Source organism: Dactylosporangium roseum (genome assembly GCF_025264685.1).
Taxonomy (GTDB): Bacteria; Actinomycetota; Actinomycetes; order Mycobacteriales; family Micromonosporaceae; genus Dactylosporangium; species Dactylosporangium roseum.
This window is the reverse complement of record NZ_CP073721.1, coordinates 6697490-6711248: the sequence shown is the minus strand read 5'-3', so window position 1 is coordinate 6711248 and position 13759 is coordinate 6697490. Positions and strand designations below refer to the sequence as shown.

General features: G+C 72.7%; 11 protein-coding genes, 1 pseudogene and 1 riboswitch. Of the genes and pseudogenes, 6 read left to right on the top strand and 6 right to left on the bottom strand.

The genetic code is table 11. From position 1 onward, the window contains the following. The first annotated feature begins 41 nt into the window (after positions 1 to 41). From Drose_RS31425 to Drose_RS31410, 4 genes and pseudogenes are all read left to right on the top strand, one after another. Positions 42 to 3197: an FtsK/SpoIIIE domain-containing protein gene (locus tag Drose_RS31425; protein ID WP_260724888.1), complete on the top strand. Its 3156-nt coding sequence runs from the start codon at positions 42 to 44 to the stop codon at positions 3195 to 3197. 15 nt (positions 3198 to 3212) lie between these two features. Further along, positions 3213 to 4112 carry a GTPase Era gene (gene era / locus Drose_RS31420; protein ID WP_260724887.1) on the top strand — a complete coding sequence of 300 codons (900 nt, stop codon included), beginning with the start codon at positions 3213 to 3215 and terminating at the stop codon, positions 4110 to 4112. Continuing rightward, positions 4112 to 4849: pseudogene (gene recO, locus Drose_RS31415) on the top strand (DNA repair protein RecO); the annotation flags it as partial. The gene era and the pseudogene recO, both read left to right, overlap by 1 nt. Positions 4850 to 5145: 296 nt before the next feature. Continuing rightward, positions 5146 to 5949: an isoprenyl transferase gene (locus Drose_RS31410; RefSeq protein ID WP_260724886.1), complete on the top strand. Its 804-nt coding sequence runs from the start codon at positions 5146 to 5148 to the stop codon at positions 5947 to 5949. Positions 5950 to 6116: 167 nt separating this feature from the next. Here Drose_RS31410 and Drose_RS31405 read toward each other — a convergent pair whose 3' ends face one another. The 3 genes from Drose_RS31405 to Drose_RS31395 are packed head-to-tail and all read right to left on the bottom strand — an operon-like array spanning position 6117 to position 8739. Further along, positions 6117 to 6854 (bottom strand): energy-coupling factor transporter transmembrane component T family protein, encoded by a 738-nt coding sequence (locus tag Drose_RS31405; protein ID WP_260724885.1) that lies wholly within the window; start codon positions 6852 to 6854, stop codon positions 6117 to 6119. Further along, a complete protein-coding gene (locus Drose_RS31400; RefSeq protein WP_260729882.1) occupies positions 6851 to 8173 on the bottom strand; it encodes an ABC transporter ATP-binding protein in 1323 nt (440 codons plus the stop codon). Before Drose_RS31400 ends, Drose_RS31405 begins: the two co-directional genes overlap by 4 nt. After that, on the bottom strand, positions 8170 to 8739 hold the full coding sequence (locus tag Drose_RS31395) for an ECF transporter S component (RefSeq protein ID WP_260724884.1): 570 nt from the start codon (positions 8737 to 8739) through the stop codon (positions 8170 to 8172). Before Drose_RS31395 ends, Drose_RS31400 begins: the two co-directional genes overlap by 4 nt. Positions 8740 to 8809: 70 nt before the next feature. After that, a riboswitch (TPP riboswitch) is annotated at positions 8810 to 8926 on the bottom strand. Between the two features lie 52 nt (positions 8927 to 8978). Here Drose_RS31395 and Drose_RS31390 point away from each other — a divergent pair. Together Drose_RS31390 and Drose_RS31385 are read left to right on the top strand one after the other, a co-directional pair. Then, a complete protein-coding gene (locus Drose_RS31390) occupies positions 8979 to 9821 on the top strand; it encodes an alpha/beta fold hydrolase (RefSeq protein ID WP_260724883.1) in 843 nt (280 codons plus the stop codon). Positions 9822 to 9859: 38 nt separating this feature from the next. After that, positions 9860 to 11800, top strand: a complete 1941-nt coding sequence (locus tag Drose_RS31385) for an acyl-CoA dehydrogenase family protein (protein ID WP_260724882.1) — start codon at positions 9860 to 9862, stop codon at positions 11798 to 11800. A gap of 87 nt (positions 11801 to 11887) precedes the next feature. Here the strand turns inward: Drose_RS31385 and Drose_RS31380 are convergent, their stop codons facing one another. From Drose_RS31380 to Drose_RS31370, 3 genes are read right to left on the bottom strand one after another with little or no spacing between them, the layout of a single operon-like run. Beyond that, positions 11888 to 12178, bottom strand: coding sequence for an ArsR/SmtB family transcription factor (locus tag Drose_RS31380; protein WP_260724881.1), 291 nt, complete (start codon positions 12176 to 12178; stop codon positions 11888 to 11890). Further along, positions 12165 to 13043, bottom strand: a complete 879-nt coding sequence (locus tag Drose_RS31375; RefSeq protein WP_260724880.1) for a metal ABC transporter permease — start codon at positions 13041 to 13043, stop codon at positions 12165 to 12167. Before Drose_RS31375 ends, Drose_RS31380 begins: the two co-directional genes overlap by 14 nt. Further along, positions 13040 to 13747: a metal ABC transporter ATP-binding protein gene (locus Drose_RS31370; RefSeq protein WP_260729881.1), complete on the bottom strand. Its 708-nt coding sequence runs from the start codon at positions 13745 to 13747 to the stop codon at positions 13040 to 13042. The genes Drose_RS31375 and Drose_RS31370 overlap by 4 nt, the downstream gene beginning before the upstream one ends. Positions 13748 to 13759: the final 12 nt, after the last annotated feature.

Sequence of the window (13759 nt, the reverse complement as noted above, 5' to 3'; positions counted from 1 at the left end):
CGACGACGGGCAACGCTGCGCGGGAAGGAAGGTGCCGGTCCATGGACCTGCTGATCGACGTGCGGGTGGCGCGCCGGGATTCGACGGCGACCATGGACCGGACGGTCCGCCTGCGGGCCGACCCCGGCGGCAGTGTCACCGAGCTGATCACCGCGTACCTCGCCACCCTCGACCCGGCCGACCGCCCCCAGCAGACCACCTGGGCCTGGCTGGAGCGCACCGGCAAGCGGCTCGACCCGGCCAAGCCCGTCAGCGAGCAGGGCCTGCGCTGCGGCGACGTCCTCCTGCTCGGCCCGCCCGAGCAGCCGCCGCTGCCGAAGGACGACGGGGACCACCGGTTCGAGCTGCTCGTCGTCGCCGGCCCGGACGCCGGCACCTGGCTCCCGCTGCGGCAGGGCGAGTTCGTCATCGGCACCGATCCCGCCGGTGACCTGGTGCTCAACGACCCGACCGCGGGCCGGCGGCACCTGCATCTCGGCATCGGCAGCCACGAGGTGGCCGCGACCGACCTGCGCTCGCCGGTCGGCACGAAGCTGGACGGGGAGCCGCTCCAGGGCACGGTCACCCTGACGAACGGCCAGCTACTGCGCCTCGGCGCCACCCTGATCACCGTCGAGGAGGTGCCGGCGGAGCAGCCCGCGCCCAAGGGGCCGCCGCCGGCCGTGTGGCTTCCCGCGGTACCGCAACCGCTCAAGAAGCGCCGGTTCCGGCGGAACCCGGCCGATCCGGCCGCCGAGTTCGCCGCGGCCATGGACCGGGCCGAGGTCGACGCGGCCGTCAAACACCGGTCCGTCATGCGCGGCCGGCGGGCCGAGGTGCCGAGCCTGGCGCATCTGGCGCGGGCCGCCGAGCGCCGGGAGCAGCCCATCCGCCGCTCCGACGACCGGGACTTCCTCGTGCTGCGCGGCGGCACCGCGGACCAGCCGAGCCGGCTGCGGTTCGAGCAGGCGGCGACGACCGGCGACTTCGACCCCGCGCACACCGACCGGATCACCGCCCTGCGTGAGCGGCACGCCGTCGACCTCGACGTGCCGGTCGAGGTGGACCTGCGCGCGCTCGGCGCGCTCGGTGCCGTGGGCGACACCCGCGAGGCGGTGCTGCGCTCGTGGGTAGTCCAGTTGGCCACCCTCGTCCGCCCCAACGACCTGGGGCTGGTCGTCCTGTGCCACCCCGGCGACGTGGCGCGGTGGGCCTGGACCGGCTGGCTGCCGCACACCCGCACGCTGACCGCCGCGATCGCGCCCGGCGCGCGGACCGTCGCCGCCGACGAGGACGACCGAGACCGCATCCTCGCGCTGGTGGAGGCGCTCCTGCGCCAGCGCCGGCGGGGACGGCACGCGATCGCGGAGGCGTTCACACCGCACGTGGTGGTCGTGCTTCCGGATCCGGATCTGGTACGGCCCGACGCGCTGGCCCGGCTGGTCGAAGAGGGCCCACGGGGTGGCATCAGCCTGCTGGTGGGCGCCGAGCGGGCCGAGGACCTCCCCGCCGGGGTGGTCAAGCAGCAGGCCGACGGGCTGAGCCTGGCCGTCGCCGACCGGGTCGCCCGGGCCCTCGCCGCCACCCGGGACGCGGGCGGCGGCGCGGCGCCGCGTATCGCGCCGCTCGTCGAGGTGCTGAACCTCGGGGAGGTCACCCCGAGCGCGATCGTCAAGCGGTGGGTGCCGGCGACCCGCGACCGCGGCCTGGGCGCGCCCATCGGTCTCGGCGGCACCGGGCCGGTCACCGTCGACCTGCGCCGCGACGGCCCGCACGGCCTCGTCACCGGGGTCGCCGGCTCGGGCCGCTCCTGGCTGCTGCGGTCGTACCTCGCCGCGCTCGCCGCGACCTACCCGGCGAACCGGCTCACCTTCGTGCTCGTGGACGAACTGGCGGACGGAATCCCCACGGACACGTTCGCCGAGTGCGTCGCGCTGCCGCACACGGTCGGGCTCCTCGCCGACGACGACCAGCACCAGGCCCGCCGGGTCCTGATCTCGCTCAACGCCGAGGTCCGCCGCCGGGAGGCGATCCTGCGCCGCCACGGCGTCAAGGACATCACCGAGATGGAGCGCAAGCACCCGGCGGCCGCCCCGGCCAACCTGCTCATCGTGGTCGCCGAGTTCGCCACCGTGGCGGCCGAGTTCGTGACCGGCCTGCGCGAGGTGGCCCGCAGAGGGCGGACTTCGGGCGTACACCTCCTGCTCGCCACGGCGGCGCCGCACGGTGTGGTCGACGACGACCTGCGCGCCGAGGCGTCGCTGCGGATCGCACTGCGGGTCGAGGAGGAGGTCGACAGCCTCGAAGTGCTCGAACGGCCGGACGCCGCCCACCTGTCTCCGCTGCTGCCCGGCCGGGCGTTCGTGCGCGTCGGCGCGGGTGAGCCGGAGCCGGTGCAGGTCGCCTACGGCGGCGCCCGCTCGCCGAACAGCCGGCGCACCCTGCCGACGACGATCACCGAGGTCCGTTTCGAGTCCGGCCTCGACGCCGACGCCGCCGGCCCGGTGACCGAGGACGGCGACCGGACCGACCTGCGGCGCCTGGTCGAGGCGATCGGCGCCGCGCACCGGGAGGCCCGTGTGCCGGACCAGCCGCGGGCCTGGCAGCCACCGCTCGCCGCCACGTACACGCTCGACGAGCTGGACTTCCCCGACGGCCCGGCGTTCGCGGCGCCGATCGGCATGGTCGACCTGCCGAACTCGCAGGCCCGCCAGGTCTGGCAGCTCGACCTCGACGAGCTCGGCCACCTGTTGATCTACGGCCCGGCCGGCGCGGGGAAGACCACGCTGCTCGACACGATCGCGGCCGCCTTCGCCCGCCGCTACGACGGCACCGCCGTGCGTGTCTACCGGGTCAGCGGCGCCGCCGCCCTGGAGCTGCTGCGCACCATCGAGAACCTCGTCATGGAGCGGGCCGCGCTCGCCGAGCACCACGGCGCCCGCGTGCTGGTGCTCGTCGACGGCCACGATGTGCTGCTCAACGAGACCCTCACGAGGGTGGCGGCGGACGGCAAGGCGGTCGGTGTCCACCTCGTGCTCGCCACCGAGCAGCGCAGCGCCGTGCCGACCTCACTCGCGCGCCTCATGCCCGGCCGGATCGTGCTCCGCTCCGCCGGCCGAGGGCTCGTGGAAGGCACCGTCGAGCTCCAGGTGGCCCGCCCGGGAGCGACCGTCACGACACCTGCGCAACGCCCCCGCCAATTGCAGATGGAAGTCTGAGTACGCTGAACCATCGTGCAGCACACCTCCGGGGACTACCACGCGGGCTTCGCCTGCTTCGTGGGACGTCCCAACGCCGGCAAGTCGACGCTCACCAACGCGATCGTCGGGCAGAAGATCGCGATCACGTCGGCGAAGCCGCAGACCACCCGGCACACCGTGCGTGGCGTCGTCCACCGGCCCGACGCACAGCTCGTGCTGGTCGACACCCCCGGACTGCACCGGCCGCGCACGCTGCTCGGCGAGCGGCTCAACGACCTGGTCCGGGCCACCTGGAGCGAGACGGACGTCATCGGGCTGTGCCTGCCGGCCGACGAGGCGATCGGCCCCGGCGACCGGTTCATCAGCAGCGAGATCGCCGCGCTCAAGGCGAAGCTGATCGCCGTGGTCACCAAGACCGACCTGGTCGACAAGAGGCACCTTGCCGAGCGGTTGCTCGCCGTGCAGGACCTCGGCGACTTCGTCGACATCGTGCCGGTCAGCGCCGTCTCGGGTGAGCAGGTCGAGACGCTCGTCGACGTGATGATCGGCCACCTGCCGAGCTCGCCGCAACTGTATCCCGAGGGCATGATCACCGATGAGCCCGAGCACGTGCTGATGGCCGAGCTCATCCGCGAGGCGGCCCTCGAAGGCGTGCGCGACGAGCTGCCGCACTCGATCGCGGTGCTGGTCGAGGAGGTCATCCCGGGCGAGGACGGCGCCGCGACGAAGGTCTTCGCCGACATCTACGTCGAGCGGTCCAGCCAGAAGGCGATCGTCATCGGGCACCGCGCGAGCCGCCTCAAGGACGTCGGCATCCGCGCGCGGCGCGAGATCGAGGATCTCCTCGGCGCCCGCGTCTACCTCGACCTGCACGTGCGGGTCGCGAAGGACTGGCAGCGCGACCCCAAGCAGTTGCGTCGCCTGGGATTCTGATGAGCTTCCGGGGCAAGCTCTATCGGGACGACGCGGTGGTGCTGCGCCTGCAGAAGCTCGGCGAGTCGGATCGCATCGTGACCCTGTTCACCCGGCGGCACGGGCGCATCCGGGCCGTCGCCAAGGGGGTGCGCCGCACCACGTCGAAGTTCGGCGGCCGGCTGGAGCCGTTCGGGCACGTCGACGTACAACTGCTGGAGGGGCGCACGCTCGACGTCATCAGCCAGGTCGAGGGCGTCGACCTGTTCGGCCGCTGGTTCCTGGACGACTACCCGAGATACACGGTCGCCAGCGCCATCGCCGAGACGGCCGAGCGCCTCACGCCGATCGAGCAGGAGCCGTCGCTGCGGTTGTACCTGCTGACGCTCGGGGCGATACGCGCCCTGGCCCTCGGCGACCACGCCAGCAGCCTCGTCCTCGACGCCTACCTGCTGCGCGCGATGAGCGTCGCCGGGTGGGCCCCGGCGCTGCGCGAGTGCGCGGTGTGCGGCACGGCAGGACCGCACCGTGGCTTCTCGGTGCCGGCCGGGGGCGCCGTCTGTCCCGACTGCCGCCCACCCGGCGCCGGCCACCCCGCGCCTGCGACGATCGACCTCATGGCGGCGCTCGCGGACGGTGACTGGGCGACCGCCGACGCGAGCGAGGGCGTCTTCCGGCGCGAGGCCAGCGGGCTCGTCGCCGCGCACCTCCAGTGGCATCTGGAGCGCGCGCTACGCTCGCTTCCGCTGGTCGACAGAGATCACCGAAGCCGGTCGACGCCCGCGGCGCGTGACCTCAGCGACGACTGTGACCGGTCGACGCCTGCGGCGCGTGACCTCAGCGACGACTGTGACCGGTCGACGCCTGCGGCGCGTGACCTCAGCGACGACTGTGACCGGTCGACGCCTGCGGCGCGTGACCTCAGCGACGACTGTGACCGGTCGACGCCTGCGGCGCGTGACCTCAGCGACGACTGTGACCGGTCGACGCCTGCGGCGCGTGACCTCAGCGGTGAACGCGGCGCGGATCGTCACCACGGAAAGGACAACGCTTCGTGAGCAGAGCCAGGGACTTCCGTCCACCGTCGCCGCACCCGACCGGCGCGCGCCCGCCCGCGCTGCCCAAGGAGGCCGTGCCGCAGCACGTGGCGATCATCATGGACGGCAACGGCCGCTGGGCGAAGCAGCGTGGCCTGCCCCGCACCGCCGGGCACACCGCCGGCGAGGCGGCCCTGTTCGACGTGATCGAGGGGGCGCTGGAGCTCGGCGTGAAGTACATCAGCGCCTACGCGTTCTCGACCGAGAACTGGAAGCGCTCGCCCGACGAGGTCCGCTTCCTGATGAACTTCAACCGCGAGGTCATCCACCGGCGCCGCGACGAGTTCCACGAGATGGGGATCCGTGTCCGCTGGGCGGGCCGCCGCCCCAGGCTGTGGCGTTCGGTCATCAGCGAGCTCGAATACGCGGAGCAGCTCACCCGCCACAACGACAAGCTCACGTTCACGATGTGCGTGAACTACGGTGGTCGGGCCGAGATCGCGGACGCGGCGGCCCGCATCGCCGAGGACGTCGCGGCCGGCAGGCTGAAGGCGGATCGGATCTCGGAGAAGACCTTCGCGCGGTACCTCGACGAGCCCGACCTGCCGGACGTCGACCTGATGATCCGCAGCTCCGGCGAGATGCGGACGTCAAACTTCATGATCTGGCAGGCGGCCTACGCCGAGTTCGTGTCGGTGGACACGTTGTGGCCCGACTTCGACCGCCGCCACCTGTGGTATGCCTGCGAGGTGTTCGCCAAGCGCGACCGCCGCTTCGGAGGCGCCATCCCCAACCCGGTGATCCCAACCCTGACAACCTGAGCAACGCCTCCTCCTCCCTCCTCTACGCGTCGATCTTGCAGTTGTGGTGCCATGACACTCCCGCGATGCCCGGGTTTGTCAGGCACCACAACTGCAAGATCGACGCTGTCGGTGGTTGTAGTGGCAGGAGGCCGGGTCGGGGGATCGGACAACAGGTGGCCGCCTGTCTATGTGTGCGCGAACTTCAGCATGATCACGACGGCGGCAAGGATCCCGCCGGTGATCACCACCAATGCGTCCGGCCGGCCGAAACGCGTCGGCCGGGCGGTCGTGCGCGGGGTGTCCCGGTCGAAGCCGCGCGCCTCCATCGCCGTCGCCAGCCGGATCCCGCGCCGGATCGCCGTCACGAGCAGTCCGAACAGGGTGGAGAAGAACAACCGCAGCCGTCGTACGGGATGCCAGCCCGCGTCGATGCCGCGCGCCCTGCGGGCGAGGCCGAGCAGGCGGTACTCGTCGGCGAGCAGCGGCACCAGCCGAAACGCGGCGAGCGCGCCGATGGCGAACCGGGGCGACACCCTCAGGTGGGCGATGAGGGAGTCGGCGAGGTCGGTGGGGTCGATCGTCGCGAACACGATGAACCCGGGGAGGCCGACGGCGACGAGCCGCAGCGCGTAGCCGGCCGCGTTCTCCCGGACGTCGAGCCCGGCGACGTGGGCGAGCACCGGGCTGTCCTGCGCGCCGAGCAGCACCGTGAACAGGAAGATGCCCGCGGCCGAGGCCAGGATCGGCCAGCCGCGGCGCCACAGCACCCCGGCGGGCACGCCGGTGAACGGCAGCAGCGCGAGCTCGGCCGCGATCGCGACCGCGGTGACGAGCGGGTCGACCGTGGTCAGCACGGCCGCGGTCAGCAGCGTCGCGGCGAGCAGCTTCGCGGTCGCGTCCCGCTCGGCGAGCCAGGTGGTCATCTCCGCAGTACCAGCCGCCGGTCGCCGATCGCCTCGACGAGCTGCGGGTCGTGGGTGACCAGGACCAGGCCGCGGCCCTCGTCGCGCAGGTCGGCGAGCAGGTCGACCAGCTCGCGCCAGGTGCGCAGGTCCTGGCCGAACGTCGGCTCGTCGAGGATCAGCAGCGCCGGGGCGGCGGCCAGGGCGGTCGCGACGCTGAGCCGGCGTTGCTCGCCTCCGGAGAGCGTGTATGGGTTGGCCTGGGCCAGCCGGTCGAGCCGCAGCCGGGTCAGCAGCTCGTCCACAGTGGACTGCGAGGCGCCGCCCAGGGCCAGTTCGCCGCGGACGGTGTCGGTGACGAACTGGTGCTCCGGGTTCTGGAACACCGAGCCGATCCGGCCCGCGAGCTTCGCGGCCCGCCACCGGTGCGGCGGTCGGGCGGCGTCGGGGCCGGCCAGCGTACGACTGGCGACGACACGACCGGACCTCGGCCTCGTGAGGCCGCCGAGCAACTGGGCCAGGGTCGACTTGCCGGCGCCGTTCGGCCCTTCGACGACCAGGGCCTGACCGGCGCGCACGGTCGTGTCGAGGACGTCGTGGGGGAGGGCGAGCCGCTCGGTCGTGAGCAGCGCGTCGCCGGCCGGGGCGGTCGCCCTGCGGCCGGGCAGGGACGCGCCCGGCACCCACACCGCGTCGGACTCGTCGCCGACCACGACGGTCCGGTCGACCAGCGGGAGGGCCTCGTCCACGCGGTGCTCGACGAGCACAAGCGTGGCGTCGACGTCCTGCAGCGCCTTGGCGAGCGCGGTCCGCACGAGCTGCGCGCCGTCCGGGTCGAGGTTGGCGGTCGGCTCGTCGAGCAGCAGCAGGCCGGGCCGGAGCGCGAGGACGCCGGCGATCGCGAGCCGCTGCTGCTCGCCGCCGGAGAGCGCCGACGTGTCGCGGTCCCGGCCGTACGGGAAGCCGACGGCCGCCAGCGCCGCGTCGACCCGCGGCCAGATCTCCGCGGCCGGCACACCGCGGTTCTCCAGGCCGAAGGCGACGTCGTCGCCGGCCCGGCTCATCACGAGCTGGGTCTGCGGGTCCTGGAACACGATGCCGACGTCACCGCGCATCTCCCGCGCCGGGCGGCCGTCGACCAGCACCCGGCCCTCTTGGTCGCCGGAGTCCTCGGCGAGCAGGCCGGCCAGCGCGGCGAGCAGAGTGCTCTTCCCGGCGCCGGAGGCGCCGAGCAGCAGCACCCGCTCGCCGTGCTCGATCCGCAGGTCGACGTGGCGAACGGCCCAGGCCCTGCGCCCGGCGTGCCGCCAGCCGAAGTCCCGGAACTCGACGGTGCTCAGACGGCCACCCGCTCGCGGCCCGACGGGAACCGGTCGAGGACGCCGGTCTTCGACAGCGATCGTTGCAGCGCCCAGCTACCCGCTCCGGCCACGACCGCGCCGCTGAGCACGACGAGCCCGGCGTAGGTCCATTTCTGGGTGGCGGTGAACACGTCGCCGTAGTAGTTGGCGAGGTCGAACAGCGCGGCGCCGCCGCCGGCCAGCGCGCCCGCGAGCAGCGCGTTGCCGAGGCGGTAGCCGCGGTAGCCGGTCAGCGCGAAGCCGAACTCGCCGCCGATGCCCTGGACCAGGCCGGACACCACCACCATGATGCCCCACGAGGAGCCGAACAGCGCGGAGACCGAGGCCGCGACCATCTCGGTGTAGAGGCCGGCACCGGGCTTGCGGATGACCAGCGGCCCGAGGACGCCCGGCACCAGCCAGATGCCGTAGATGACGGCGCGCCAGGGCAGCGCCCAGCCGTCGAGGACGTTCCACAGGTTGTTCCAGGCGTAGAACACGGCGGCGAACGCCACGGCGATGATCGACGCGACGACGATGTCGACGGTGCGCCAACGGGTCTGCATTGGACGGTGCCTCCCAGTTCGCGGGTGAACCAGAAGGAGACGCGACGCCACGCCCGGTGTCGGACGTGGCGGCTGGAGGTGACCGAGCTCCCTACGCTGGCATTACCCAGATCAGGTTCGAGGGTCTGCGACGCCGCTCCCGGCGGCCGCCGCACTCTCAGCGCTGTGCGCTCCCCTGTCGGATGTGAAGTTGTTTCCTGACGGTAACAGTGAATGTCCGACCCTCGTAGTCTCGGGTCATGAAAATCACGGTGCGCTCGCTCGTGTTCGACGTGTTCCCCGGCGGGCCCGAGGACGGCCCGCCCGTGCTGCTGCTGCACGGCTTCCCGCAGCACAGCGGTGAGTGGTCGGCGGTCGCGCCGCTGCTGCACCGGGCCGGCCTGCGCACCTACGCCCTCGACCAGCGGGGCACCTCGCCCGGCGCCCGGCCGGAGCCGGTCGACGCCTACCGGATCACCGAGTGCGTCCTCGACGTCGTGGCCGTTCTCGACGCCCTGGATCTCGGTTCGGTACATCTTGTGGGGCACGACTGGGGCGCCATCTGCGCCTGGCACGTGGCGCTGCGGCATTCCGCCCGCGTGCGCACGTTGACCGCGGTGTCCGTGCCGCATCCGCATGCGTTCGCGCGGGCCTACGCGACCGATCCGGACCAGCGCGAGCGGTCCGCCTACATGAAGCTGTTCCGGCAGGTGGGCAAGGCCGAGACGCTCCTGCTGGAGGACGACGCGCGGCGGCTGCGGGCGTTCTTCGCCGGCTCCGGGCTCACCGGCGAGGGTGTCGACACCTACCTCGGGCCGCTGCTGGAGCCGGGTGCCCTGACCGCGGCGCTGAACTGGTACCGCGCGATGAACAAGCTCGACCTGCTGGGGCTCGGTTCGGTGCGGGTGCCGACGACGTACGTCTGGAGCGACGGCGACCTGGCGATCGGCTCGACGGCGGCCCGCGCGTGCGCGTCCTACGTGGCGGCCGACTACCGGTTCGTGCCGCTTGCGGAGATCAGCCACTGGATCCCGGACCAGGCCCCGCAGGCTGTGGCCGATGCCATCGTGGCTCGATGTATAGCGCAGGCTACCGACGGGTAATAACCTGGCTCGTATAGCCCGTCTACCTGGGGGTTGGCATGGCGACCACCGACGCTACGCAGGTTCCGACCCACGCAGTCCACACCGAGCGCGAGGCCCGCAAGGTGATCGAGGCCAACCGCGAGTCCGAGTGGCGCAAGCCCAGCTTCGGCAAGGAGCTGTTCCTCGGGCGCTTCCGTCTCGACCTGATCGACCCGCTGCCCGCCCTCGACACCGAGCGCCTGGCGAAGGGTGCGGAGTTCCGGTCCAAGCTCGACGCGTTCCTGTCCGCGGAGGTCGACGGACAGCAGATCGAGCGCGACGCCCGCATCCCCGACGAGGTGCTGCGCTCCCTGGGGGAGCTCGGCGCGTTCGGCATGAAGATCGACGAGAAGTACGGCGGGCTCGGCCTCACCAATCTGGACTACTGCCGCGCCCTGATGCTCGCCGGGTCCGTGAGCCCGGCGATCGGCGCGCTGCTGTCGGCGCACCAGTCCATCGGGGTGCCGCAGCCGCTCAAACTTGTCGGCACCGACGAGCAGAAGCAGCGGTTCCTGCCCAAGCTGGCCGCCGGCGAGGTGTCGGCGTTCCTGCTGACCGAGCCGGAGGTCGGCTCCTACCCGGCCAACCTGCGGACCTCGGCCGTACCGACGCCGGAGGGTGACTACCTGCTCAACGGGGTGAAGTTGTGGGCGACCAACGGCACCCTCGCCACCCTCTACGTGGTCATGGCACTCGTGCCCAAGAGCGGGGGGCATCGCGGCGGGATCACCGCGTTCGTCGTCGAGGCCGACGCGCCGGGCGTGACGATCGAGCGGCGCAACGCGTTCATGGGCCTGCGCGGCCTGGAGAACAGCGTGACCCGCTTCCACGACGTCCGGGTGCCGGCCGAGAACGTCATCGGCGGCGAGGGCCAGGGCCTGCGCATCGCGCTGAGCACGCTGAACACCGGCCGGCTGTCGCTGCCGGCCATGTGCGTCGGCGCCGGCAAGTGGTGCCTCAACGTGGCGCGTGAGTGGGCCGCCGAGCGGGTCCAGATGGGTCGGCCGATCGGCGCGTACGAGGCGATCGCGAAGAAGATCGCGTTCATCGCCGGCTCGACCTACGGCATGGAGGCCATGCTCGAGGTGTCCTGCCGCCTCGCCGACGACGACCGCAACGACATCCGCATCGAGGCGGCCCTGGTCAAGCTCTACGCCAGCGAGCTGGCCTGGAAGATCGCCGACGAGCTGGTGCAGATCCGCGGCGGCCGCGGCTACGAGACCGCCGACTCCCTCGCCGCCCGCGGCGAGCGGCCGATCCCGGCCGAGCAGATCCTGCGCGACGTGCGGATCAACCGCATCTTCGAGGGCTCGACGGAGATCATGCACCTGGCGATCGCCCGTGAGGCCGTCGACGCGCACCTCTCGGTCGCCGGCGACATCATCGACCCGGACGCGGACCTGGGCCGCAAGGCGAAGGCGGCCGGCAAGGCCGGCGGCTTCTACGCCAGGTGGCTGCCGACCCTGGTCGCGGGCAAGGGCCAGTTGCCCGGCGGGTTCGGCGGATTCGGGCCGCTGGCGGCGCATCTGCGATACGTCGAGCGCGCTTCGCGCAAGCTGGCCCGCGAGACGTTCTACGGCATGGCCCGCTGGCAGGGCAAGCTGGAGCACAAGCAGGGCTTCCTCGGGCGGATCGTCGACATCGGCGCGGAGCTGTTCGCCATGTCGGCCGCGTGCGTGAAGGCCCGCACCGAGCGCGTCGAGCGGCCGGAGGGCGTCGAGCTCGCCGACCTGTTCTGCCGTCAGGCGACCCTGCGCGTCGAGGCCCTGTTCCGCGACCTGTGGGACAACGCCGACTCGATCGAGGTGGCCGCCGCGAAGCGGGTGCTGCGGGGCCGGTACCTGTCGCTGGAGGAGGGCGTGATCCCGCCCCCGGCGGAGGGCGCCTGGACCTCGGCCTGGGAGCCGGGCCCGTCGACGGCGCAGGACGTCCGCCGCCGCCCTCCCTCACCGCGTTGATCATGCAGTTGTGGTGCCTGACAAACCCGGACATCATGGGAGTGTCGCGGCACCATAACTGCAAGATCGACACGGGACGAGGGGCGGCTAGTCCGCTTCGCGGACGTGGCTCACGGCGTCGGCGACGATGTGCGCGATGTGCTCGTCGGTCAGGGAGTAGGCGATCTCCCGGCCCCGCCGGGCGCCGCGCACCACGCCGGCGCCGCGCAGGACACGAAGGTGCTGCGACACCAGCGGCTGCGCCGCGCCCAGCGTTTCGACCAGCTCGTGCACGCATCGGGGACCTGCGGCGAGCTCCGTCACGATCCGGATCCGCAGCGGGGCCGAGAGGGCCCTCAGCAGCTCACCCGCCGCCTCGTAGCCGTCACTCGTCGACATATGCGTAACGGTAACCGTTCTCAGGTTTTGCCTGCGGCTGGGAGCGGGTCCGGCGCCGTACCGCCCGCACGGCCGAGGTCGCGACGGTGACCACGAAGAACCCGGCCACCGCGAGCAGGACCACCGTGGCGCCCGGCCCGGTGTCGCTGACCGCGGACAGCCACACGCCGCCACCGGACACGACCAGCCCGAGGACGACGGCCGCCAGCATGGTGACCTTGAACCCGCGGGTGATCTGCTGCGCGGTCGCCACCGGTACGACCATCAGCGCGCTCACCAGCAGCAGGCCGACGGCCCGCATGGCGACGGTGACGGTGACGGCGGTGGTGACGGCGAGCAGCAGGTTGAGCGTGCGGACCGGCAGGCCGGAGACCCGGGCGTACTCCTCGTCGTGGCAGACCGCGAACAGCCACGGCCGCAGCAGGACCGCCACGGCCAGCACGGCGCAGCCCAGGACGAGCATCACCGCCAGGTCCTGTGGGCTGGTCGTCAGGGGCGAGCCGAACAGGTACGAGACGAGGCTGCGGTTGCTCTGCGTGTCGGAGAGGTTCACCAGTACGACCCCTCCGGAGATGCCGCCGTAGAACAGCATCGCCAGGGCGACGTCCCCGGAGGTCTTGCCCCGCTCGCGGACCAGCTCGATGACGACGGCGCCGAGCACGGCGGCGATCACCGCCATGATCACCGGCGACCGGTGGAACAGCAGGCCGAAGCCGACACCGGTGAGCGCGATGTGGCCGATGCCGTCGCCGATCAGCGACAGGCGGCGCTGGACGAGGTAGATCCCGATGGCCGGGGCGGCGGCGCCGGTGACGAGGGCTCCCACCAGGGCCCGGATCATGAATTCGTGCGCGAAGAGGTTCATGCGGCACCCGTATGGGGGTGCACGTGGTCGTCGTCGGTCTCCGGCGGCGCGCCGTCGTGCACGATCTCGCCGTGGTGGACGACGGCCGCGCGGGTGATCAGCGGCCGCAGCGGCCCCAGCTCGTGCGCGACGAACACGACCGTGCCGCCCTGCCCGACGAACCGGTGCAGGCACGCGGCGAACGCCTCCTGGCTGGCCGCGTCGACCCCGGCCGTCGGCTCGTCGAGGACGAGCAGCTCGGGGTCCCCGGCGAGAGCCCGGGCGATGAGCACCCGCTGCTGCTGACCGCCGGAGAGCACGGAGACCGGCTCGCGGGCCCGGTCGGCGAGCCCGACCGCGGCGAGCGCCTCGCCGACCGCGCGGCGGTCCGCCGGCTTCGGCAGGCGGAGGAAGCCCCGGCGGGCGAGCCGCCCCTCGGCGACGACCTCGCGGACGGTGGCGGGGACGCCGCTGCCGGCGCCGATCCGCTGCGGCACATAGCCCAGCCGGTGCCACTCACGGAAGCGGCGCAGCGGGGTGCCGAACAGGCGCACCTCGCCGCCGACCAGCGGCGCGAGCCCGAGTGCGGCCTTGACCAGCGTTGACTTGCCCGAGCCGTTGGCGCCCAGGATCGCGACCACCTCGGAGGGGGCGACCTTGAGGGAGACGCCGCCGAGCACGGGCCGGCCGTCGTAGGCGACCACGGCCTGCTCCACTTCTAGCACCACGGTGTCGAG

Coding starts and splice junctions, on each gene's coding strand:
- Drose_RS31425 (WP_260724888.1), top strand. CDS start 42: ATGGACCTGCTGATCGACGTGCGGGTGGCGCGCCGGGATTCGACGGCG.
- Drose_RS31405 (WP_260724885.1), bottom strand. CDS start 6,854: ATGACCACCTGGCTCGCCGAGCGGGACGCGACCGCGAAGCTGCTCGCC.
- Drose_RS31395 (WP_260724884.1), bottom strand. CDS start 8,739: ATGCAGACCCGTTGGCGCACCGTCGACATCGTCGTCGCGTCGATCATC.
- Drose_RS31390 (WP_260724883.1), top strand. CDS start 8,979: ATGAAAATCACGGTGCGCTCGCTCGTGTTCGACGTGTTCCCCGGCGGG.
- Drose_RS31385 (WP_260724882.1), top strand. CDS start 9,860: ATGGCGACCACCGACGCTACGCAGGTTCCGACCCACGCAGTCCACACC.
- Drose_RS31380 (WP_260724881.1), bottom strand. CDS start 12,178: ATGTCGACGAGTGACGGCTACGAGGCGGCGGGTGAGCTGCTGAGGGCC.
- Drose_RS31375 (WP_260724880.1), bottom strand. CDS start 13,043: ATGAACCTCTTCGCGCACGAATTCATGATCCGGGCCCTGGTGGGAGCC.